At 49.4% G+C, this 22,570-nt stretch carries 13 protein-coding genes; 7 read left to right on the forward strand and 6 right to left on the reverse strand.

Annotation, left to right across the window (positions count from 1 at the left end):
- Positions 1 to 204 precede the first annotated feature (204 nt).
- Positions 205 to 1,323, forward strand: coding sequence for a UDP-N-acetylglucosamine 2-epimerase (non-hydrolyzing) (gene wecB / locus H6G50_RS12540; protein WP_190716718.1), 1,119 nt, complete (start codon positions 205 to 207; stop codon positions 1,321 to 1,323).
- An 809-nt stretch (positions 1,324 to 2,132) separates the two neighbouring features.
- On the forward strand, positions 2,133 to 5,705 hold the full coding sequence (gene metH / locus H6G50_RS12545) for a methionine synthase (RefSeq protein WP_190716720.1): 3,573 nt from the start codon (positions 2,133 to 2,135) through the stop codon (positions 5,703 to 5,705).
- Positions 5,706 to 5,779: 74 nt separating this feature from the next.
- On the opposite strand, the gene H6G50_RS12550 is transcribed toward metH, so the two are convergent.
- From H6G50_RS12550 to psaA, 3 genes are all read right to left on the reverse strand, one after another.
- Positions 5,780 to 6,406, reverse strand: coding sequence for a Uma2 family endonuclease (locus H6G50_RS12550; protein WP_199302880.1), 627 nt, complete (start codon positions 6,404 to 6,406; stop codon positions 5,780 to 5,782).
- A gap of 198 nt (positions 6,407 to 6,604) precedes the next feature.
- On the reverse strand, positions 6,605 to 8,833 hold the full coding sequence (gene psaB, locus H6G50_RS12555; protein WP_190716722.1) for a photosystem I core protein PsaB: 2,229 nt from the start codon (positions 8,831 to 8,833) through the stop codon (positions 6,605 to 6,607).
- A gap of 169 nt (positions 8,834 to 9,002) precedes the next feature.
- Positions 9,003 to 11,255, reverse strand: a complete 2,253-nt coding sequence (gene psaA / locus H6G50_RS12560; RefSeq protein WP_190716724.1) for a photosystem I core protein PsaA — start codon at positions 11,253 to 11,255, stop codon at positions 9,003 to 9,005.
- Positions 11,256 to 11,866: 611 nt separating this feature from the next.
- Here psaA and H6G50_RS12565 point away from each other — a divergent pair.
- Positions 11,867 to 13,501, forward strand: a complete 1,635-nt coding sequence (locus H6G50_RS12565; RefSeq protein ID WP_190716726.1) for a hypothetical protein — start codon at positions 11,867 to 11,869, stop codon at positions 13,499 to 13,501.
- Between the two features lie 305 nt (positions 13,502 to 13,806).
- Here the strand turns inward: H6G50_RS12565 and H6G50_RS12570 are convergent, their stop codons facing one another.
- Complete coding sequence (locus H6G50_RS12570) at positions 13,807 to 15,117, reverse strand: PspA/IM30 family protein (RefSeq protein ID WP_190716728.1); 1,311 nt, start codon at positions 15,115 to 15,117, stop codon at positions 13,807 to 13,809.
- A gap of 196 nt (positions 15,118 to 15,313) precedes the next feature.
- Here H6G50_RS12570 and lipA point away from each other — a divergent pair, with 196 nt between their 5' ends.
- On the forward strand, positions 15,314 to 16,249 hold the full coding sequence (lipA, locus tag H6G50_RS12575; RefSeq protein WP_190716949.1) for a lipoyl synthase: 936 nt from the start codon (positions 15,314 to 15,316) through the stop codon (positions 16,247 to 16,249).
- On the opposite strand, the gene H6G50_RS12580 is transcribed toward lipA, so the two are convergent.
- Positions 16,233 to 16,670, reverse strand: coding sequence for an ATP-binding protein (locus H6G50_RS12580; RefSeq protein ID WP_190716729.1), 438 nt, complete (start codon positions 16,668 to 16,670; stop codon positions 16,233 to 16,235). The genes lipA and H6G50_RS12580 overlap by 17 nt on opposite strands.
- Positions 16,671 to 16,673: 3 nt before the next feature.
- Positions 16,674 to 18,374, reverse strand: a complete 1,701-nt coding sequence (locus H6G50_RS12585; RefSeq protein ID WP_242032806.1) for a SpoIIE family protein phosphatase — start codon at positions 18,372 to 18,374, stop codon at positions 16,674 to 16,676.
- A gap of 666 nt (positions 18,375 to 19,040) precedes the next feature.
- On the opposite strand from H6G50_RS12585, the gene H6G50_RS12590 reads away from it, so the two are divergent.
- From H6G50_RS12590 to H6G50_RS12600, 3 genes are all read left to right on the forward strand, one after another.
- Positions 19,041 to 19,877, forward strand: a complete 837-nt coding sequence (locus tag H6G50_RS12590; protein WP_190716731.1) for an alpha/beta hydrolase — start codon at positions 19,041 to 19,043, stop codon at positions 19,875 to 19,877.
- Positions 19,878 to 20,009: 132 nt separating this feature from the next.
- Positions 20,010 to 21,452: a circularly permuted type 2 ATP-grasp protein gene (locus tag H6G50_RS12595; protein ID WP_190716733.1), complete on the forward strand. Its 1,443-nt coding sequence runs from the start codon at positions 20,010 to 20,012 to the stop codon at positions 21,450 to 21,452.
- Positions 21,453 to 21,490: 38 nt separating this feature from the next.
- Entirely contained in the window at positions 21,491 to 22,537 is a 1,047-nt protein-coding gene (locus H6G50_RS12600; RefSeq protein WP_347239929.1) for an aromatic ring-hydroxylating dioxygenase subunit alpha, read from the forward strand.
- Positions 22,538 to 22,570: the final 33 nt, after the last annotated feature.

Below are 22,570 nucleotides of genomic sequence, written 5' to 3' on the forward strand. Positions count from 1 at the left end.
TCGAGTAAAACCACCTCTAGGTTAAGAGTTAATTCGTACTAAAAAAATCGCTCCTCTGAAGGATTGCATGAAGGGAAGATCGCTTTATACTCGAGCTTCGATCGGCTTTTTCAAACAGCGTCTAAATGGGTTGGCGAATATTTGGAGCCGAGACTCCAACATTCAGATAAGATGGATGCGGCAAAATCCAACCCTTAACTCCGCATGACCACTTCCGCTCCCCTCGATCTTTGCATTACCCTCGGTACGCGACCGGAAGCGATTAAACTCGCCCCCGTCATCCAACAATTTCAAGCCCACCGCGCCTTTAGAACCCATATCGTATTGACCGGACAGCATCGGGAAATGGTCGATCGCGTCATGGAACTCTTTGATTTGACCGCCGACCGAGATCTCGCGATCATGCAGCCGCAGCAGACTCTCACCGATATTACCTGTCGCAGCTTGCAAGGACTCGAAGGCATTTTTGAAGAAATTCAGCCCAAAATGGTCATCGTTCAGGGCGACACGACCACCGCTTTTGCTGCCACTTTAGCGGCTTTTTACCAAAAAATCCCGGTTGGTCATGTGGAAGCGGGATTGCGCACTGACGATCTTTACAATCCTTATCCCGAAGAGGTCAATCGGCGCTTGATTTCTCAATTGACTCAGTTACACTTTGCGCCGACTCCTCTAGCGGTGGAGAATTTACAGCGTTCTGGAGTCATCGGCAGCATCCATCATACTGGCAATACGGTTATTGACGCACTGCTCGAGGTCGCTCAGAAACAGCCAGAATGTAACGTTCCGGGGTTGGATTGGAGCAAATTCCGCGTCTTGCTCGCAACCGTCCATCGTCGCGAGAATTGGGGCGAACCGTTGCAAGATATCCTAACGGGATTTTCTAAGATTTTGGAAGCATTTCCCGATACGGCACTGTTGCTGCCGATGCACCGCAATCCTACCGTGCGCGAACCGATTCAAGCCGTGCTGGGGGAACATCCCCGCGTCTTTTTGACCGAACCGCTGGATTATGGCGAGTTAGTTGGGGCGATTCAGCGCTGTTACTTGCTGCTGACCGATTCTGGGGGATTGCAGGAGGAAGCGCCGAGTTTGGGCAAACCCGTGCTAGTGTTGCGGGAAACGACGGAGCGACCGGAAGCGGTGACGGCGGGAACGGCAAAGCTAGTGGGGACGGAGCCTGAAGCAATTGTAGGCGCGGCGGGGGAATTGTTGCGCGATCGCGCCGCTTACGAAAAGATGGCGAATGCAATTAATCCCTTTGGCGATGGCAAGGCTTCCGCACGAATTGTTGACATTGTTCGGGATTTTTTAAAGCGTTAAACGAAGGTAAAAATTGAGTTTTTCCCTGAGATTTTCTCGTTTATAATTGCAATCATTAGGGTGCAATGCTTGCGCTTATTTAAGGTCTCTCTCGTTAACGTTAAGAAGCGATTTTTTTTAAAAAAAGGGGCTTGACTTTTTGTTTCGGTTTGGGTATTATTATCTTAACAATGGAGTGGTTGAAACAAAATTTTTGTGCAACCACTCCATTATGTATATATTAGGTTGTCAAGCCCCGAAAGTCAAGCGCGATCGCAAAAATTTTTGGTTCCCCACTCGAGAGTAATTCCCGACAATCGTAACGCGATCGGGCTTCATTCTTGAAGAATAAAATGTTTGATTCTTTTTGTTTAAAATTAGTCGGGATGAATGTCTAGAGTTCCCGAACGAATGTATTAAGCCAGACGAAGGTACGGGAGTAGATATAGCGTTTTTCCTTTGCGTCAGGTACAGTTCCAAAAATCAAATCGGTAGGGGCGCGGATTTCGAGGTCGCCTCGAAATTAAACGCCGCCCCGTAGGGGCGAATGGTATTCGCCCGCTGGGTGTACCTCATTCATGTGAAAACTGTTATATCGCAATCGCATCGCTAGATTTAAAGAAGATGATTGTGTGCAACCATGATGGAGATTTATTTTTAGTAACTCTCTAATATCCGCCGTAGTAGATTAGCCCTCTCGCACGCATTCGCCCCTTTATACGCTGTCCCGCGTTCGCCATCCCCAGTTGAGATGCGGGGTTTCTCGCGACTTAAGCTAAATTATTGGGTAGAATTTTAAGCATATCCGTTTGCCGCAGCGAATTTTTCCAATGAATAGCCTCTTCCTCAACCGTCTCCATAGTCCAGAACGCCCCGTCCTCGTTTTTGACGGTGCAATGGGAACCTCTCTGCAATCCCAAAATTTAACCGCAGAGGACTTTGGGGGCGCGAATTATGAAGGCTGCAACGAATACCTCGTCCATACCAAACCCGAGGCAATTACCAAGGTGCATCGCAGCTTTTTAGAAGTGGGTGCAGATGTCATCGAAACTGACACCTTTGGCGGAACTTCTATCGTTCTGGCAGAATACGATCTGGCTTCCATCGCTTACGAGCTTAACAAGAACGCAGCAGAATTAGCCAAACGGATTGCTGCGGAATATTCTACCCCAGAAAAACCCCGTTTTGTCGCCGGTTCGATCGGGCCGGGAACCAAACTTCCAACTTTAGGACATATTGGCTTCGAGACACTCAAAGATGCTTACGTCGTCCAAGCCGAAGCGTTATTCGACGGCGGGGCAGATTTGTTATTAGTTGAAACTTGCCAGGATGTGCTGCAAATTAAAGCAGCATTGAATGCGATTGAAGAAGTATTTCGCAATAAGGGACAGCGCTTGCCGTTAATGGTATCGGTGACGATGGAAGCGATGGGAACGATGCTTGTCGGAACGGAGATGGCGGCGGCTTTAACGATTCTGGAACCCTACGCGATCGATATTTTAGGCTTAAACTGTGCCACCGGCCCCGACAAGATGAAAGAACACATCAAATACTTGTCGGAGAACTCTCCTTTTATTATTTCTTGTATCCCGAATGCCGGTTTGCCGGAAAATGTCGGCGGTAAAGCGTACTATCGCCTCACGCCGATGGAATTGCGCTTAGCTTTAATGCACTTCATTGAAGATTTGGGCGTACAAATTATTGGCGGTTGTTGCGGAACTCGTCCGGATCACATCGAACAGCTTGCCGAACTTACCCAAGGTTTGAAACCAAAAGAACGGCATCCTCATTACGAACCTTCTGCTGCTTCGATTTACAGCCCTCAGCCCTATATCCAAGATAATTCCTTTCTCATTGTCGGCGAAAGGTTGAATGCTAGCGGCTCGAAAAAGTGTCGCGATCTCCTCAACGCGGAAGACTGGGATGGCTTGATTTCTTTGGCGAAAGCGCAGGTTAAAGAAGGCGCGCATATTCTCGATGTCAACGTCGATTATGTCGGACGGGATGGCGTGCGCGATATGCACGAACTGGCTTCGCGCTTGGTTAACAATGTCACGCTTCCTTTAATGTTAGACTCGACGGAATGGGAGAAAATGGAAGCGGGCTTGCAGGTAGCAGGCGGAAAGTGCATTCTTAACTCCACGAACTACGAAGATGGCGAACCGCGCTTCTATCAAGTATTAGATTTAGCGAAAAAGTTTGGCGCGGGCGTAGTTGTTGGAACGATTGATGAAGAGGGGATGGCGCGCACAGCAGATAAAAAGTTTGAGATTGCAAAACGCGCCTACGATGCTGCGATTGCCTATGGTTTGCCGCCCTACGAACTCTTTTTCGATCCTTTAGCGCTGCCAATTTCTACCGGAATTGAAGAGGATCGGGAAAATGGAAAGGCAACGATTGAAGCGATTCGTCGCATCCATGAAGAGTTGCCGGGATGTCATATTATTTTGGGTGTATCGAATATTTCTTTCGGCTTAAATCCGGCAGCAAGGCAGGTTTTAAACTCCGTTTTTCTCCACGATGCAATGGCGGTCGGAATGGATAGCGCCATTGTGAGTGCGAGTAAGATTTTACCGTTAGCAAAGATTGAGGAAGAACACCAACAAATCTGTCGCGATTTAATTTACGATCGCCGTCAGTTTGAGGGGGAAGTTTGTACTTACGATCCGCTGACGAAGCTGACGACTTTGTTTGCTGGGAAAAAGCTAAAAAAAGAAGACGCGATCGATAAAAATCTGCCGGTAGAAGAACGCCTTAAGCAGCATATCATCGATGGCGAACGCATTGGCTTAGACGAAGCTTTAACTGAAGCACTCCAAAAGCATCCACCTTTACAAATCATCAATACCTTCCTCCTCGATGGGATGAAAGTAGTTGGAGAATTATTTGGTTCCGGACAAATGCAACTTCCATTCGTCCTGCAATCCGCCCAAACCATGAAAGCGGCTGTCGCTCATTTAGAACCGTTCATGGAAAAGGATGAAAGTAGCGGGAATGCGAAGGGAACGGTTGTCATTGCCACGGTTAAAGGCGACGTTCATGATATTGGTAAAAACTTGGTTGATATTATCCTCTCAAACAATGGTTATAAGGTTGTCAATTTAGGGATTAAACAACCAGTTGAAAACATCATTCAAGCCTACGAAGAACATCAAGCCGATTGTATTGCAATGAGTGGCTTGCTCGTAAAATCGACGGCTTTCATGAAAGAAAACTTAGAAGTTTTTAACGATCGCGGAATTACCGTCCCCGTCATTCTCGGCGGCGCAGCCCTCACGCCCAAATTTGTGCGTGAAGACTGTCAAAATACTTACAACGGGCAAGTTATTTACGGTAAAGATGCCTTCTCTGACTTGCATTTTATGGACAAACTCATGCCTGCCAAAAATGCACGAGAGTGGGATAATGTCAAGGGATTTTTGTCTGAAAATGTCGAATTGGACGAGCCAGCAGAAGAAGTTAATTTAGCGACCGAGAAAGCATCGAATAACGGCAATAAACCCTTAGAAAATGGAGCGGTTCAAGAAGTCGATACGCGCCGTTCTGAAGCCGTCGCCGAAGCAATCGATCGCCCGACACCGCCTTTTTGGGGTACGCAACTGCTTCAACCCGAAGCGCTTCCCCTGGCAGAAATCTTTGAATACCTCGACTTACAAGCATTAATTGCCGGACAGTGGCAATTCCGCAAACCCAAAGAACAATCGCGGCAAGAATACGAAGCCTTTCTCACCGAGAAAGTCTACCCCATTTTAGAGGAATGGAAAACAAAGGTTATTGCCGAAAACTTGCTGCAACCGCAGGTGATTTATGGTTACTTCCCTTGTGCGGCGGAAGGGAATACGTTACAAATCTATGATGCGAAGGCTGTTATGGAAGGAAATCAGGGTTTAGATGCGATCGCATCTTTTGAATTTCCCCGGCAAAAATCCTTGCGCCGCCTCTGTATCGCCGACTTTTTCCGCACTAAAGAAGAAGCCCTTGAAGCGGGTAAATTTGACGTATTTCCCATGCAAGCCGTAACAGTAGGTGAAATTGCCACCGAGTACGCCAAACAGTTATTTGAAGCCAACGACTACACCAACTATTTGTACTTCCACGGATTGGCAGTGCAAACCGCAGAAGCGCTTGCCGAATGGACGCACGCGCGCATCCGGCGCGAGTTAGGATTCAAAGATAAAGAACCGGATAATTTACGCGATATTTTGGCACAACGCTACCAAGGTTCTCGCTATAGTTTCGGTTATCCTGCCTGCCCGAATATGAGCGATCAATATACGCAATTGGAGTTGTTGGACACGGGGCGAATTAATTTGTATATGGATGAAAGCGAGCAATTATATCCCGAACAATCCACCACTGCGATTATTGCCTATCATCCCGTAGCGAAATATTTTAGTGCTTAACCAAAGGAGTTTTTGGGGGCGCGAGTACGCCCAGAAAGCGAATGTCCCAGCGCCCCTACCCAACAACCCCAACTTTATTTTTTCTCAATCTGATTTCTGACCCAACTCCGAAAGTTTCTTACTAACTCTAAGTAGTCGCTAGTTGTAGCTTGTTGTAAAAAAATCGCAATCTCGGCAATGGGGATATCGGGGAAAAATTGGCTGTTTTCTGAGGGAATATAGGTACGATTCTGCAATCGTTGAATGACGAGAGAAAGCCCGTTATAAATCCATATCTCTCCAACGCCCAAATCGGCATAGACTTGAAGGCGATTTTCAGAACTGCTAGTGACATCAATTTCGATCGCTAAATCGGGGGCGAGTTCTTCATTAGGATCGAGTCGCTTTTTACCGCGCACGCGATCGATATTGCGGAAATAAAAACATTCATCGGGTTCCACGCCTACTGATTCGGGATGCTTAAATGTAGTCGATCCCAGCGGATATATCGACACATTAGTTTCTTCGGCAAGAGTTTCTACAAAACGCCCCATAACCTTTTTACTCAGTTCGTGTTCTGGAGAAGGAGCCATGATTTCTAGATTGCCACGATTATAGGTGAGGCGGAGGCGGCGATCGCGCAATTCTTCAAGCAGCGTTTCATAAGTCTGCCAGCTAATCCCCGACAGGTGAATGATTTCGTTCGGTGGAGCGAGCAACATTGTAGCGATCGGTTTCCCAAAAATGGATTGATTTTATCTTATGCGAAATCTTCTAATGATTGGAGCGCGATCGCTAGGTAGCGCTTTCTCAATCGCGGCATACCACTAACTATTACAGCCAACCCCTAAATATCTCAAGCAAAAACCCCCCGCGCGTTGCGCGGGGGGTTCAAATTAACGATTTAACTCGCTTTCAGATTAACTAAAACGGCTAGCCGTCGAAGCAATCACGAAGGCGGCGTAAGTAAGGACATAGCCAACCGTGAAGTGAGCCAGACCGACTACACGACCTTGAACGATCGACATCGCAACCGGCTTATCCTTCCAACGAACCAAGTTCGCTAAAGGAGTGCGCTCGTGCGCCCAAACGAGGGTTTCGATCAATTCTTGCCAGTAACCACGCCAAGAGATCAGGAACATGAAACCGGTAGCCCAGACGAGGTGTCCGAAGAGGAACATCCAAGCCCAAACCGACAGGTTATTCGTTCCGTAAGGGTTGTAACCGTTAATCAGCGAGGCGGAATAGCCCCAGAGGTAGTCGCGGAACCAGCCCATGAGATATGTTGAGTTCTCGTTGAACTGAGCGACGTTGCCCGACCAGATTGCTAAATGCTTCCAGTGCCAGTAGAAAGTTAACCAGCCCAAGGTGTTCAGCATCCAGAACATGGCGAGGTAGAAAGAGTCCCAAGCGGAGATATCGCAAGTACCGCCACGACCGGGACCGTCGCAGGGGAAGGCATAACCGAAGTCCTTTTTATCGGGCATCAGTTTAGAACCGCGAGCATCCAGCGCGCCCTTGACCAAGATCAGGGTGGTGGTGTGCAAGCCTAACGCGATCGCGTGGTGAACGAGGAAGTCTCCAGGTCCAATCGTTAAGAACAGGGAGTTCGTACCGCTGTTAATTGCATCCAACCAGCCGGGAAGCCAGACGTTGCCGTGGTTCGGCCAAGCGGTGGCTGCAATACTGTCAGGGTTCGAGAGTAAGCTGTTGAAGCCGTACAGAGCTTTTCCGTGAGCGGCTTGAATCCATTGAGCGAACACGGGTTCGATCAGGATTTGTTTTTCAGGCGTACCGAAAGCAACGACGACATCGTTGTGAACGTACAAGCTTAAGGTATGGAACCCGAGGAACAGAGACACCCAGCTTAAGTGAGAGATGAGTGCTTCTTTATGTTCGAGCATCCGAGCCAGAACGTTGTTCTTATTGGCTTCGGGGTCGTAATCGCGAACCAGGAAGATCGCACCGTGAGCAAAAGCACCAACCATCAGGAATCCAGCAATGTACTGGTGATGGGTATAAAGGGCTGCTTGCGTGGTGAAATCTTGCGCTAAGAACGCATAAGGCGGCATCGCGTACATATGCTGGGCGACCAAGGAGGTAACTACGCCCAAGCAAGCTAAGTGCCAGCCTAATTGGAAGTGAAGGGAGTTGTTATAGGTGTCATAAATTCCTTTATGACCTTCGCCCAACAGCCCGCCAAAAGGCGTTCCCGGCGGGGGATTGTGGGCTTCGTTCACTTCTTTAATGCTGTGACCGATACCGAAGTTGGTACGGTACATATGACCGGCAATAATGAAGATCACTGCGATCGCCAAGTGGTGATGCGCGATGTCCGTCAGCCACAACGACTGCGTTTCGGGGTGGAAACCGCCCAAGAACGTTAAGATTGCGGTTCCCGCGCCTTCAGAAGTGCTGAAGACGTGACCGGCGGTATCCGGGTTCTGTGCGTACACGCCCCAGTTCCCCGTAAAGAAAGGCAGTAAGCCAGCCGGGTGAGGAGGTGTAGACAGGAAGTTATCCCAGCCAACGTGCTGTCCCCGAGATTCGGGAATCGCCACGTGAACCAAGTGACCCGTCCAAGCTAAAGAGCTAACCCCAAATAAGCCAGCCAAGTGGTGGTTCAAACGAGATTCAGCATTTTTGAACCAAGACAGACTGGGGCGGAACTTAGGCTGTAAATGCAGCCAGCCAGCAAATAAGAAGATGGCTGACAAAATCAGCAGGAACATTGCACCGCCGTGCAGTTCGTCATTGGTGCGCATCCCGATGGTGTAGAACCATTGGTAAACTCCGGAGTAGGAAATATCTACCGGATAGGAAGCGCCGCCTTGGGTGAAGGCATCAACTGCTGCTTTACCGAATTGAGGATCCCAAATTGCGTGAGCAATCGGGCGGACATTAAGGGGGTCTTTAATCCATTGCTCGAAGTTTCCTTGCCAAGCAACGTGGAATAGCGTGCCAGAAGTCCACAGGAAGATGATTGCGATGTGACCGAAGTGAGAAGCAAAAATCTTTTGGTAAAGATTTTCCTCCGTCATGCCATCATGGCTTTCAAAGTCATGGGCTGTGGCGATCCCGTACCAAAGACGACGAGTGGTCGGGTCTTGGGCGAGGTCCTGGCTAAATTTTGGAAATTTAGTTGCCATAAGTCTTTATTAGGAAATTCTCCTCTCGGACAGATGAGACTTATCTGCTTGCGATGTAAGTTTGGGAGGCGGCTACCGAACCGGAGTCCGGTAGCAGGTTCAGCGTCGAAAAACGGTTCCTCTTGAAGTCTGTTGACTTTCGATTTTACCGCTTTTTTCCAACGGTGGTTTAGAACGACAGCGTTCTGGCATGGAAGAAGGCCCAAGTTGTCACAATCCCTCCCAAGAGATAGTGAGCAACGCCAACCGCACGACCCTGAGTAATGCTCAGCGCGCGAGGTTGGATAGCAGGAGCGACTTTGAGTTTATTATGCGCCCAAACGATCGACTCGATCAGTTCTTGCCAATAGCCGCGTCCGCTGAACAGGAACATTAAGCTGAAGGCAAAGACGAAGTGACCGGCTAGGAACATAATGCCGTAAGCCGACAGGGGAGAACCGTAGGAGGTAATCACCTGAGAAGCCTGCGCCCAGAGGAAGTCGCGCAGCCAACCATTGATGGTAATCGCACTTTGAGCGAAGTTCCCCGCCGTAATATGAGAAACCGTGCCGTCGGGCGAAACCGTTCCCCAAACATCGGACTGCATTTTCCAACTAAAGTGGAACAGTACGACAGACAGGGAATTGTACATCCAGAACAGTCCCAAGAAGACATGATCCCAACCAGATACTTGGCAAGTGCCGCCGCGTCCCGGACCGTCGCAAGGGAAGCGGAAGCCGAGTTCGGATTTATCGGGAATCAAGCGCGAACTGCGGGCGAAGAGTACGCCCTTGAGAAGGATCAGAACGGTGACGTGAATGGTGAACGCATGAATGTGATGCACCAAGAAGTCAGCCGTACCGAGGGTAATCGGCATCATCGCTACTTTACCGGCTACGGCAACAATGCCGCCGCCAAAAGCATAGCTAGCCGGCTCCAGAGCATGAGGCGCAGTGCCGCCCGGAGCAACTGCGTGGATGTTTTGCACCCACTGTGCGAACACCGGTTGCAGTTGGATGCCGGTGTCGGAGAACATATCTTGGGGACGACCGAAGGCACGCATGGTGTCGTTGTGGACGTACAGCCCGAAGCTGTGGAAGCCCAAGAAAATGCAAACCCAGTTGAGGTGGGAAATAATGGCATCGCGGTGACGCAGCACGCGATCGAGGAGGTTATCGACGTTCTTGGCTGGGTCGTAGTCGCGAACCATGAAAATGGCTCCGTGAGCGCCCGCGCCAACAATTAAGAAGCCGCCGATCCAAACGTGGTGGGTAAAGCAAGCCAGTTGTGTTGCGTAGTCAATCGCCATGTACGGATAGGGCGGCATGGCATACATATGGTGTGCCACGATGATGCTCAAGGATCCGAGCAGGGCGAGGTTGATTGCTAACTGAGCGTGCCAAGAGGTGGTCAGAACCTCGTAGAGTCCTTTATGACCTTCGCCGGTGAAGGGACCTTTGTGGTTTTCCAGGATTTGTTTCATACTGTGACCGATACCCCAGTTGGTACGGTACATATGACCGGCGATGATGAACAGAACTGCGATCGCAAGGTGGTGGTGAGCCGAGTCCGACAGCCACAATCCTCCCGTTACGGGGTTTAAGCCGCCTTTAAAGGTCAGGAAGTCGGAGTAAGCGCCCCAGTCGAGCGTAAAGAAGGGAGCTAAGCCCTTAGCGAAGCTGGGGTATAAATCCACCATCAAGTCCTTGTTCAGGATGAACTCTTGAGGCAGCGGGATATCTCCCGGCGCTACGCCTGCGTCTAAGAGTTTGTTAACGGGCAGGGAAACGTGAATTTGGTGTCCCGCCCAACCCAAAGAGCCGCAGCCCAGCAAACCTGCCAAGTGGTGGTTCATCATCGACTCCGCATTCTGGAACCATTCCAGTTTGGGAGCGCGCTTGTGGTAGTGGAACCAACCGGCAAACAAGCACAAGCCTGCCATCACTAAACCGCCGATCGCGGTGCAGTATAGCTGGTAGGTGTTGGTGAAACCGGATGCTCTCCACAGGTAAAACAGACCCGAGGTAATTTGGATGCCGTGGAAGCCGCCCCCCACGTCTCCGTTGAGGATGCCTTGACCGACAATAGGCCAAACGACTTGAGCGCTGGGTTTAACCCCAGTCGGGTTGGTCAGCCAAGCTTCGTAGTTGGAAAAGCGCGCACCATGAAAGTACATTCCGCTCAACCAAACGAAGATCACTGCTAGATGCCCGAAGTGAGCGCTGAAGATTTTCCGAGAAATATCTTCGAGATCGCTGGTTTGGGTATCGAAATCGTGGGCATTGGCATGGAGGTTCCAAATCCAAGTGGTGGTTTTGGGCCCTTTGGCCAGGGTGCGATCGAAATGACCGGGTTTGCCCCATCTTTCAAATGACGCGGGAACGGGGTCGTTATCGACCGTAACTTTGACTTTTGCCTCTCTCTCCGGAGGACTAATTGTCATGAGGGTTCTCCTCCCTAGACAACAGATGAATATTTCCCATTGGGAACAAGTTTTCAAAGCTGCAACGAGAACGAGGTTCTCGCCGCTTAGTGGGTTCTAAATTGGAAATGTGTAGGATGTTCTTTTAGAAAATTTTATGGAACACCTTACCTTGTGGCATTTTCTCACTTTTTGAGGAGCGAGAAATTTCTTGCGCGATCGCGATTCGGATGAATCGTTCTTTAGCAAGTTTCTTAACCGTATGCCGGACGGCTGCAAATCCCAGTAGATTTGGGACTACCGTATGATGATAAAACCTGTGTCCCCCAGAATTGGGCGCAGTTAACAATATTTTATATTCGCTCGACCCTCGATCCCTGAAAGCTTTCGGGTTTAACAAACCGTTCGGAAGTCAAGCTAGAATCGCATTTCTTAACAAAGTGCAACATAACGTTAAGTTTTAGGCTAATTATGTTGACAGAAATGAAGGCATCGGATAGGCCAAGACATATACTTCTTGTTTGAGTCGATGTACGCGCTTTGGACATTCCCTGTATCCTAATTAATGAACAAGTCTTTAACGATGCGAGGAGGGGTTAGACGTGCTGGTTTGTAAGGAGCGACAAATTTGGATGAGAGCGCTAAGGGGCTTGGTGGCGATCGCGCTCGGATGTATCTTGCTAGTGGGATGTAGCGATCGCATCGAAACCGGACTACCTTCCTTTAAACCGGCGGGAAACACCAAAATCAAACTCTCGGAAGTTGCGCCCTCCCTCATCCTGCAACAACTGCGGGCAGAACTCGACCGCTACCAACCTCAAGTCGCTATCCTCAGTCCCAAAGCGGGCGAAGTTCTTAACGACACCACCGCCACGGTCAAACTGCAAGTGCGAGACTTACCCGTCTTTAAAAATGCCGAACTCCAGGCAGGACCTCATCTCAGTCTCATTCTCGACAACCATCCCAGCCAAGCCCTCTATAACCCAGACGAACCCATTGTCTTTGACGACCTCGAACCGGGAACCCATACCCTGCGCGCCGTCGCCGTCAGTCCTTGGGACGAAACCTTTAAAAATGAAGGCGCGTTCGCTCAAACCACATTTCATGTTTTAACTGAAACCGGCAGTAACGCCCCCAACCCCGCCAAACCCCTAATTACCTACAGCAGTCCTCAAGGGAGTTATGGCGCAGAACCCATCCCCATTGACTTTTATTTAAGCAACGCGCCGCTGCACGTCGTCGCCGCCGAAAATCCCGACGACGAGATTAAAGACTGGCGCATTCGCGTCACCGTCAACGGTCAAAGCTTCATCGCCGACAGTTGGCAGCCCATTTACCTCAAAGGCTTCCAACCGGGCAAAAACTGGGTGAAACTCGAACTTCTCGATGAAGAGGGGAACCTTATCGATAATGCCTTTAACAGTACCGTTCGTTCCCTTGACTATCAACCCAACGGTCAAGATTTATTAGCTCAGTTGACGCGCGGCGACTTGTCGCTGGAAGATACGCTCGGTATTGTCGATCCCAACTATATTAAGCCAGTCCCGCCGCCGGTGGTAGAGGAACTACCCCCGCCAGTAATCGAAGAAACACCCACAGTTGAGGAAGTCCCGCCGCCGGTTATCGAAGAAACGCCCGCAGTTGAGGAAGTCCCCGAAACAACTCCGGTAGAACCTGAAATCAAACCTTCGCCTATCGAAACACCAACGGTAGAAATCGTTCCGGTTCCGACTGTTATCGAACCCAAAGTTGAAGTCGTTCCCGTTCCAGAAATCGAACCTTCCCCAATTGAAACGCCAAAGGTAGAAGTTATTCCGGTTCCTACAGTTATCGAACCTAAAGTAGAAATCGTTCCGGTTCCGAAAATCGAACCTTCCCCGATTGAAACGCCGACAGTAGAAGTTCCGGTTCCTATCGTCATTGAACCCAAAGTTGAAGTCGTTCCGGTTCCGGAAGTCGAACCTTCTCCGATTGAAACCCCAACAGTAGAAGTTCCGGTTCCTATCGTTATTGAACCCAAAGTTGAAGTCGTTCCAGTTCCAGAAGTCGAACCTTCTCCGATTGAAACGCCGACAGTGGAAGTTCCGGTTCCTACCGTTATTGAACCCAAAGTAGAAATCGTTCCAGTTCCAGAAGTCGAACCTTCTGTGGTAGAAGAAGCGCCGGTTACGGAAGCGCCTGCGAAGTCTAAAACCAATCGATTTCTCGACCAGTTGAAGTCAAGGTTTAATAAATTTCAGAAATTGGTGAAGGAAGACTCAGAGTAGGGGAGTCAGGCAATAGTTATAGCAATAGACACATCGATGAGGACAATTCGATTGGTGGAAAACCGGGCGAAGGCCATTCGTCCCTACTCAATTTTGTCCTAACTGCCTTGGCGATGGCTATACATTCTCGGTCGTGAAAATATTCGTGCCTTTGAGAAACTTTTAGAATCAGCAGAATGGGGAGTAGGTCAACGAATTGACCTACTCCCTGACCTGAAGGTACGGGGATTCTAATTACTGGTTCGTAGAAGTTCGCTTGCTACATCGAATTGCCGCTCGGCAGTAGAGGCTCTTGTCTTTTTTAACTACTCTAATTCTTCTTCGACAGAAGGAGCGTTATTAATTGAGGAAAGTGTTTGTCTTAATTTCTCTAATTCTTTATCGGCAGAATCCTGGAACTGATGGGAGGAAATCATCCCTTTTAACCTCTCCAATTCTTCTTCGACAGAAAAAGCGCTTTTAGTCGAGTCAAACGTTTGTCTTGATTCCTCCAATGCTCCATTGGTCGAAGTTTTGGACTGCTGGGGAGAAATCATTTCTTTTAACTCCTCCAATTCTTCATCTACAGGAGGCTCGATCTGACCAGAGGAAAGCATTCGTTTCAATTTCTCCAATTCTTCATCCACAGAAGTATTGATGTCCAACTCTATCCTGGTAAATTCGGCATCCCAATCGGCTTTAGAAAGTTTATCGAGTCCCTGCGAACGGCTCTCTAGTTGCTTGATTTTTTCTTCCATTCGCTCGAAAGCTTTCATTGCGGCACTACTTTCCTGGAACGCATTCGGTGATGCTTGACCCAGTTTAAGAGTCGTAATCTTAGCTTTCAGACTCGTTCTCATCGTTTTTGCTTCAACGATTTTATCCTCTAAAAGTGCAAGCTTTTCTTTAGCACTGTTAACTAAAGCTAATCCTCGATCGCGCGGTTCTTTCAAACTGCTGAGAATTTCAGCGTGCATCTTTTTACGCTTGAGAGCCTCCCCCGCTAAAAATTTATCTCCTTTTTGGAGAGCCAGTTTCACTCTCCCTTCCCAGCGCGTTACTTCTTCTTCTGCCTGTTCGTAGTGCGGTTTAAGGTTCTTTTGGCTAACCACCACGTTAGTAATAGCTTGACGAACTTTCCAAGCATCCATTTCCATTTCATCGATCGCGCGCTCCAAAAGATACTCGGGATCGAGACCTTGCTGAAGCAGACGATTTAAACCGACTAAACCCAATCCTACAACGGCTCCGCCTGCCGCCATTGAAGCCATTCCAACCCCGAAGGCACTCCCGCCTACCGAGACTCCAACACCGCCAACAACTGCTGAAGTTGCCGCACCGCCTGTTGCCCCGATCGCAGCAGCTTTTGCAGAAGAAGCATCATTCTCAACGAGCGATCGCAATACTTCAAAAAGGGCAGCACCGCTTAAAGCCCCAACAGCCGCTAGAGGAATTGTACCGAGACTGTAACCCGTACCCCCAGCTAAGATGCCAATTTTACCAACAGAAGCACCCGATATTACTCCTCCAGCGACTAAGGCTGCCCCTTCACTTGGATAATTGCGATCGCCATACTCACCGTCGGCGTTCAATTCCGCTCGAGCTACGCGACTCATGCGATCGAATAATTCTCCCATAGCGTTAGACTCCTAGTATTGTTGTTCGCAGTACCCAATTTTCACTGCTGTCAAGAATCTGCTGTAGTTCCTCTCCCCAAGTCTCGTTGGCTTTCCCTGACTTCAAAAGAGCGATTAAGCGGCTTGATTGAGTTTAATATTCCCGTATAATCCTCCTGATGCTCGCCCGCAACCGCTCTACAAATCCGCCTTACCCATGACGCAACTCAATTCTGAACCCCAAACGCCTCCCTCAAAACTCGCTTGGCGCGAAGAAATTACGTCGCTACCGCCTTGGTTGCGCCGTTCTATCGGCAAGGCGAGCGAAATTTCGACCGTTCAGCAAATTATCAAGCAGCGCGGCATTCATACGATTTGTGAGGAGGGACGCTGTCCGAATCGCGGCGAATGTTACAGCAAGAAGACGGCGACGTTTTTGTTGATGGGGCCGATTTGTACCCGCGCTTGCGGCTTTTGTCAGGTGGATAAGGGCCATGCGCCGATGCCGTTGGATGCAAAAGAGGCGGAAAAAGTCGCTGAAGCGGTGCAGTTGTTGGGGTTGCGCTATGTAGTGCTAACTTCGGTGGCGCGGGATGATTTAGCAGATGGGGGTGCGGGTGAATTTGTCAAGACCATGCGAGAAATTCGATCGCGCGTTCCTAAGATTGAAATTGAGGTGCTGACTCCGGATTTTTGGAGCGGCAGCAAGGAGAAGCAGCGAGAACGAATCGGCGCGATCGCGGCTCTCAAACCCGCCTGTTACAATCACAACATCGAGACAGTGCGGCGGTTGCAAGGCCCGGTACGTCGCGGGGCGAAATACGATCGCTCGTTGGCCGTGTTGGAATGGGTGAAACGCTGCGATGCCAACATTCCCACGAAATCGGGTTTGATGTTAGGACACGGCGAAACCGAGGCAGAAATTGAGGAAGCGCTGCGAGACTTGCGGGCAGTAGGGTGCGATCGCGTCACCCTCGGACAATACCTGCGCCCCTCCTTAGCCCATTTGCCCGTGCAGAAATACTGGACACCCGAAGAATTCGAGCATCTAGGAGAAATCGCGCGATCGCTCGGCTTTACCGGGGTGCGATCGGGCCCTCTCGTGCGCAGTTCCTATCACGCCGGAGAACCCGATGCTAACCCCCTGCCTTAAGCTCCGTTTCCGGTAGGCGTGTTTCGAGCTTCAAGCAATTGCGTCCATTCACCTGCAAGCGGTACTCAACGCGATCCATCAAACGATTCATAATCAGCCAACCGTAGCCGCCCTCCTGCTTTGCGTTCGGTTCCGGGGGCAAATAGGTTGAGAGGTCAAACCCATTACCGTAATCCCAAATTTCGAGCGCCAATTCTCGTTCTTTCAACTCGACGCGCAATAAAACAGGAATCTGCGACTGCTCCTTGTGAGCGTGGCGCACCACATTCGAGTACGCTTCCACCAACGCAAGGCGTAATCGGTTAGAGTGGCGCGGCCAATCGACAGAATCGCCGAGTTCGATTTCGAGGCAGTCTAGCAACCAGCGCTCCACAACCGCTAAAAATTTGAGATCGCTTGGGATGTTTAGTTCTGTTTTCATGAACTACAGAACCTCCAGAGATAACATAGTTTGGTCGTCTTCCTGAACTTGGTTGGTATACTCGCGAAAGCGAGTCAGTAAGTTATCGAGATCGAAGGTTGGAGCTTCGTGCAGAATCAACTGCCAAAGTCCCTCTTGATTCAAAAACGAACCTGCTTGTAGATGGCGCGTGTGATGGGAGGAACCCAACGCAAGCTCCTTAGCCAGCGTAGCTTCAGTGATACCATCGCTGGTTAACAAGAAAATATCACCCTGTTTGAGCGCGATTTCGCCCGCTTGACCTTTCCAAATCGGTAAAATTCCGACGGGAATTCCTCGAGCTTTGAGATAATTAGGTTCCCCTCCTGTCTCCGTGGCTTCTGCTAGCTCGATTCCGGTTTGGCTATGCCACACCATCGGATAGATATGCCCTGCATTGACATAAGCTAGCCGTTGCGTGGTAGGCGTGTAGCGAGCGACGACCATCGTAATAAAGCAATTCGTACTGAATAAGTCTTCGCTCATACTCTGGTTGAGATTGCGCAACACCGTTTCCGGTTCGGGAGAGGTTTCTTGCGTCAATTCTCGCCGCAGGATGGAAATCGCACTTGCCATAAATAACGCCGCCGGAACGCCTTTGCCCGAAACATCCCCCACCGCTAACCAAACATCCCCTTGAGGATGAATGTAAACCTCAAAAAAATCGCCGCCGACTTCTCGCGCCGGATAACAACTAGCCTGCACCTTGACTTCTCCGGTATCCGCCCAACTCTGACGCAACAAGTTATGTTGAATCTGGCGTGCCACTTCGAGTTCGGCTCGCATCTTCTCGGCTTGTAGCTGAGTGCGCTGGTAGAGTTTAGCCTGGGAAATCGCTAAAGCAGCTTGTTCGGCAACCGACTCCAGCAACCGAATTTCTGCCTCCGTCCAAGGATTTTTGCTTTCCATCTGGCTGAGGTACAAGATGGCGAGCGGTTCTTGCTGTACGGTAAGCGGAAGCGCGAGTTGTACGCTATCTTGACCGTTGCTGTCTTCGGGCTGAGACTGAGTTTTACCGCTCTCGAGAACTCGCGCCATCAGCTTCTCCACTTCAGTGGAAGACTGCGGCAACTGAGGTTCGCCCTCAACGTCATAATAGAAAGCATTTGGCATCAACTGTCGGTCTTCAACCGGGCGCAGGATGCCACTGCGTGCCTCAAAATTTTCCCCTATGGTTTTGACGATGGTTCGTAGGACATTTTCATAGTCGAGGGATTCTCTAATCGCCGTCATCACGACGTTGAGGATCTCTTCGCGCCGCAGCGCTCGACGCAGTTCGTTCGTTCGCTGTTTGAGAACTTTATAAGTCTCGGAGGCTTGTTGGACGATCGCTTTGAGGTTGTCGGGTTTCCAGGGCTTAGTAATATACTTGAATACTTTACCGGAGTTGATTGCATCTACGAGATCTTCAACATCGGTATAACCTGTCAGAAGGATACGAATTGTGTCCGGGAAGCGATCGACCGTGCGACTGAGAAACTCGGTTCCGTTCATCACCGGCATCCGTTGGTCGGAGATGATCACCGCCATTTCGCCCTCAGTATCGAGAATTTCCAAAGCTTTAATGGCGCTGTCTGCTTTAAAAACGTTGAAATCGCGTCGAAAAGTGCGATACAGCAGATCTAAGTTGTCCGGCTCGTCGTCCACCACCATTAAATTCAACTTTTTCCCTCTTTCCGGACTCATTGACTCACTCCAGTTTTATAACGACCCAGACAAAACAGAGCTAACTCTAAAGGAAAGGACGAGCATAACGTCTGCCCGCTCCGAGCGAACGCTAGAGTTAAGTGCGGAGTCAATTTTGGAGAAGGGTTTATGGTGGGTGGGAGCGTTGCCAATAAGAAGCGATTTCCCTGTTTTATGCGCCAGAAGTCCATGAGGCCTAATATTGCGAGTTCGGGTGCAGGTGGGCGAAGTGTAGATGGGGAGATCTGTCGTTTCTCAGGCATTTGACTCGAAGCGTGCGCGCTAGCGTCAGGCAGTTGTTTCGAGTGAAAGGCTTGATATCCCTGCAAAATCATAGCATTATTTTTTCAGCTTAGGAGCAGCACTCGCACGGGTAAAAAGGAGGTTCTTTTCACAAAGAACCGATTTCTTAAAAAGCCGTGGGATAATTTTAGCCTTTCATGTCCGTAAATTTTCATTTTTCGCCAAGATCGCGACAGGGGTAGCCGATCGCTATAACCAATTTTTTACCCCACGAGCTACAGCGAGTTCTATACTTTTCTCTGGTAAGAGATTTAAGATAAGGAACAGCCCAAGGTTAACCCTTCAACTTCTGAGTTCCTCAACGTTGTCCATTATCCATTATCCATTGTCAATTATTCACCAAAGCCCTATCTGCCGATCGCGATGCCTTTTCGTCAAACGCTTTCCCTTCCTCAAACACAAATCTCCTACCTCGAATGGTCTGGCGGAAAAGTCCCTTTGATGCTCTTGCATGGTTTAGCTGACTGTGCTTTAGTTTGGCGATCGCTCGGCGAGGCGCTGGCGGACAACTATCATATCGTTGCTCCCGATTTGCGCGGACATGGAGAAAGCAGCAAACCTTTAAACGGATACACTTTCGAGGAAATTATCGGCGACTTACAAGCTCTAATGCAACATTTAGGGTGGTCTTCTGCCCACCTCCTCGGACATTCTTGGAGCGCAAAATTATTACCACTTTGGACGACGCAATACCCGGAACAAGTTCGCAGTTTAATTCTTGTCGATCCTTTTTTTATCGGTAAAATTCCGAGCGCCTTTAAATTCACCTTCCCTCTATTGTATAAAATCTTACCTTTTCTCCAAGCAATGGGGCCTTTTAGCAGCGATGAAGAAGCCGAAATGAAGGCACAGCAATTGAAACAATATCGCGGTTGGAGTGCCTTACAGCAAGAAGCGTTTCGAGGCGGAATCGAACAAAAGCCCGATGGAACTTGGGGCAGTAAATTTACCGCAGCCGCTCGCGATGGTGCTTTTGAGGAAGTGATGCGGGTAGCGGGATTAACCGACGAGATCGCAACTCCCACGCTGTTTGTCAAACCCCAACAAGGCTTAAATCGAACTGAATGGCAATTGAAGCCTTACAAAACTTATTTAAAAAATTTAAAAATTGTTGAAGTTCCGGGCAATCATTGGGCATTCATGGTAGAAAGCAAAGCATTTAATGCCGTCGTGGAGGAGTTTTTACAGCAGCAAAATTGACCGATTTAGTCCAATTCCTTTGTTGAATAGGTGCTAGCTCGCGATCGCGAATAACTCCCCTATAGGCTTTACCATCCGTGGCTCAACCCGAACTTATCCGAATCTACTATTCACGTTTGAGGAGGAAAAAAATTGCCCCTAGCAACCTACGATCCCGAAAACTTTTATGACGAAATCTACCAAGCTGCCGGAGAACCGCGTCCCTCAGCCGCAGCATTAATTAAATGGATGCGGCAACTCACACCCGAAACTTTGCAGCAGCAACAAGAAATGGCTAAAGTTGCCCTGTTTAAATTGGGCATTACGTTTAATGTTTATAGCGACAATCGGGGTGTAGAGCGCGTTTTTCCTTTTGATATCATCCCTAGAATTGTTTCGGCATCAGATTGGACAAGGTTAGAGAGCGGTCTGAAACAAAGAATTGCTGCTTTAAATGAATTTATCATCGATATTTATAACGCGCAAAAAATCTTAAAAGACGGCATAATCCCGAGGGAAATCATTGAATCGGCAACGGGCTTTCTCAAGCCATGTTTCGGGCTACAACCGCCTTCTAATGTCTGGTGTCATATCACGGGAACCGATTTAGTCCGCGATAAAGACGGACAGTGGTATGTCCTCGAAGATAATCTGCGCGTACCTTCGGGCATATCTTACGTGCTAGAAAATCGTCGCGTGATGAAAAGTACGTTCCCGAAAATTTTCCAGACGATGGCGATTCACCCCGTTGATGATTATCCCAGCCATCTCCTCGATACTTTACTCAATCTTGCACCGCCACATCTGGCCAATCCGACGGTTGCCGTTCTTACACCGGGAATTTACAATTCTGCCTATTTTGAACATTCTTTTCTCGCCCAACAAATGGGGGCGGATTTGGTAGAAGGACGAGATTTAGTGGTGTTTGATGGCTACTTGCAAATGCGAACGACGAAGGGACTGCGCCGAGTGGATGTGATTTATCGCCGCGTGGATGACGATTTTATCGATCCCCAGGTGTTTCGCCCCGATTCGCTATTGGGGGTTCCGGGTTTGATGGAGGTATATCGTAAGGGACGGGTAGCGCTGGCGAATGCACCGGGAACGGGGGTGGCCGATGATAAAGTGGTGTATGCTTACGTGCCGGAGATTATTCGTTACTATTTGGGAGAGGAACCGATTATTCCTAACGTTCCGACTTATTTATGCTGGCGGGAACAGGATCGCGAGTATGTTTTGGCGAATCTGGAAAGCTTGGTGGTGAAGGCGGCGAATGAGTCGGGCGGTTACGGAATGTTGGTGGGAAGCGATTCGACGGCGGCGCAACGCGAGGAGTTTGCGGAAAAAATTAAAGCAAACCCCCGCAATTATATCGCGCAGCCGACGCTCTGCCTGTCGCGCGTGCCGACGTTAATTGGCGATCGCATCGAAGGGCGGCACGTCGATTTACGCCCCTATATCCTGCATAAGGGAGACGAGGTTTACGTTCATCCCGGCGGATTGACGCGGGTAGCGTTGAAAAAAGGTTCTCTGGTGGTTAATTCTTCTCAAGGGGGGGGAAGTAAGGATACTTGGGTTTTAAGGGATAGTGAATAATGAATAAGGAATAATGAATAGTGAATAGTTAAGAAGTTGTGATCGATAATTCCCTGTTTTTAAGAAATATTTGGTACTACGCGCTGCCGGGAGGGACGTTGAAGCGCGGACAAATGCGTGCGAAAATGCTACTGGGCGAGCCAATTTTGTTCGGGCGCAACAATGATGGGACGGTATTCGCGATCGCGGATATTTGCCCCCATCGCGGCATTCCCTTATCCTACGGTAACTTTGATGGTGAGGAAGTCGAGTGCTGTTACCACGGTTGGCGATTCGATCGCGCCGGACGCTGTACGGAGATTCCTGCTTTGGTGGAAGGACAAGCCATTGAGGTGAATCGCATTTGCGTTAAGTCCTACCCGACGCGGGAAGTTCAGGGGAATATCTGGATTTATATGCCTTCGGCGGAAAATCCCCAAGAACCAGAATTTGATGTTCCCGTGTTGCCGGAATTTGGCGATCGCAGCTACCAATTCCTACAAACCATCCACTTTCCCTGCACCATCGATCACGCTGTCATCGGATTGATGGATCCCGCCCACGCAACCTTCGTTCATCGCGTCTGGTGGTGGCGATCGCGCGGCGCACTTTTTGAGAAGTCAAAAGCCTTCGATCCTTCTCCCTACGGGTTCACCATGCGCCGCCACCAACTGCTAAAAACCTCCTTTGGCTATCGACTTTTGGGAAGCGATAAACCAGAAGTGGAAATTGCCTTTCGCCTCCCCGGAATCCGCATCGAAACCGTCCATGCGGGCAAACATACGCTCTGCAATCTTACCGCCGTTACTCCTTTATCAGAAAACGAGACAGAAGTCAATAGCCTATTTTACTGGACAGTGCCGTGGTTGGGCGCGATCGCGCCGATTTTGCGCCCCTTGGTTAAAGCCTTTTTCCATCAAGATCGCGATGTCATCGTCAAACAGCAAGAAGGATTGCGGCACAATCCCACCTTAATGTTAATTGACGATGCCGACGCACAAGCGCGGTGGTACTTCCAGCTAAAAAACGAGTATGCCAGGGCTAAGCGAGAAGGGCGATCGTTCGAGAATCCTGTAAAGTCTAAAGTGCTGCGCTGGCGGAGTTAAATCGCGGGATAAAAATTCTGATAACATACAGAT

Origin of the sequence: Oscillatoria sp. FACHB-1406, from assembly GCF_014698145.1 — a bacterium.
Classification (GTDB): Bacteria; Cyanobacteriota; Cyanobacteriia; order Cyanobacteriales; family Spirulinaceae; genus FACHB-1406.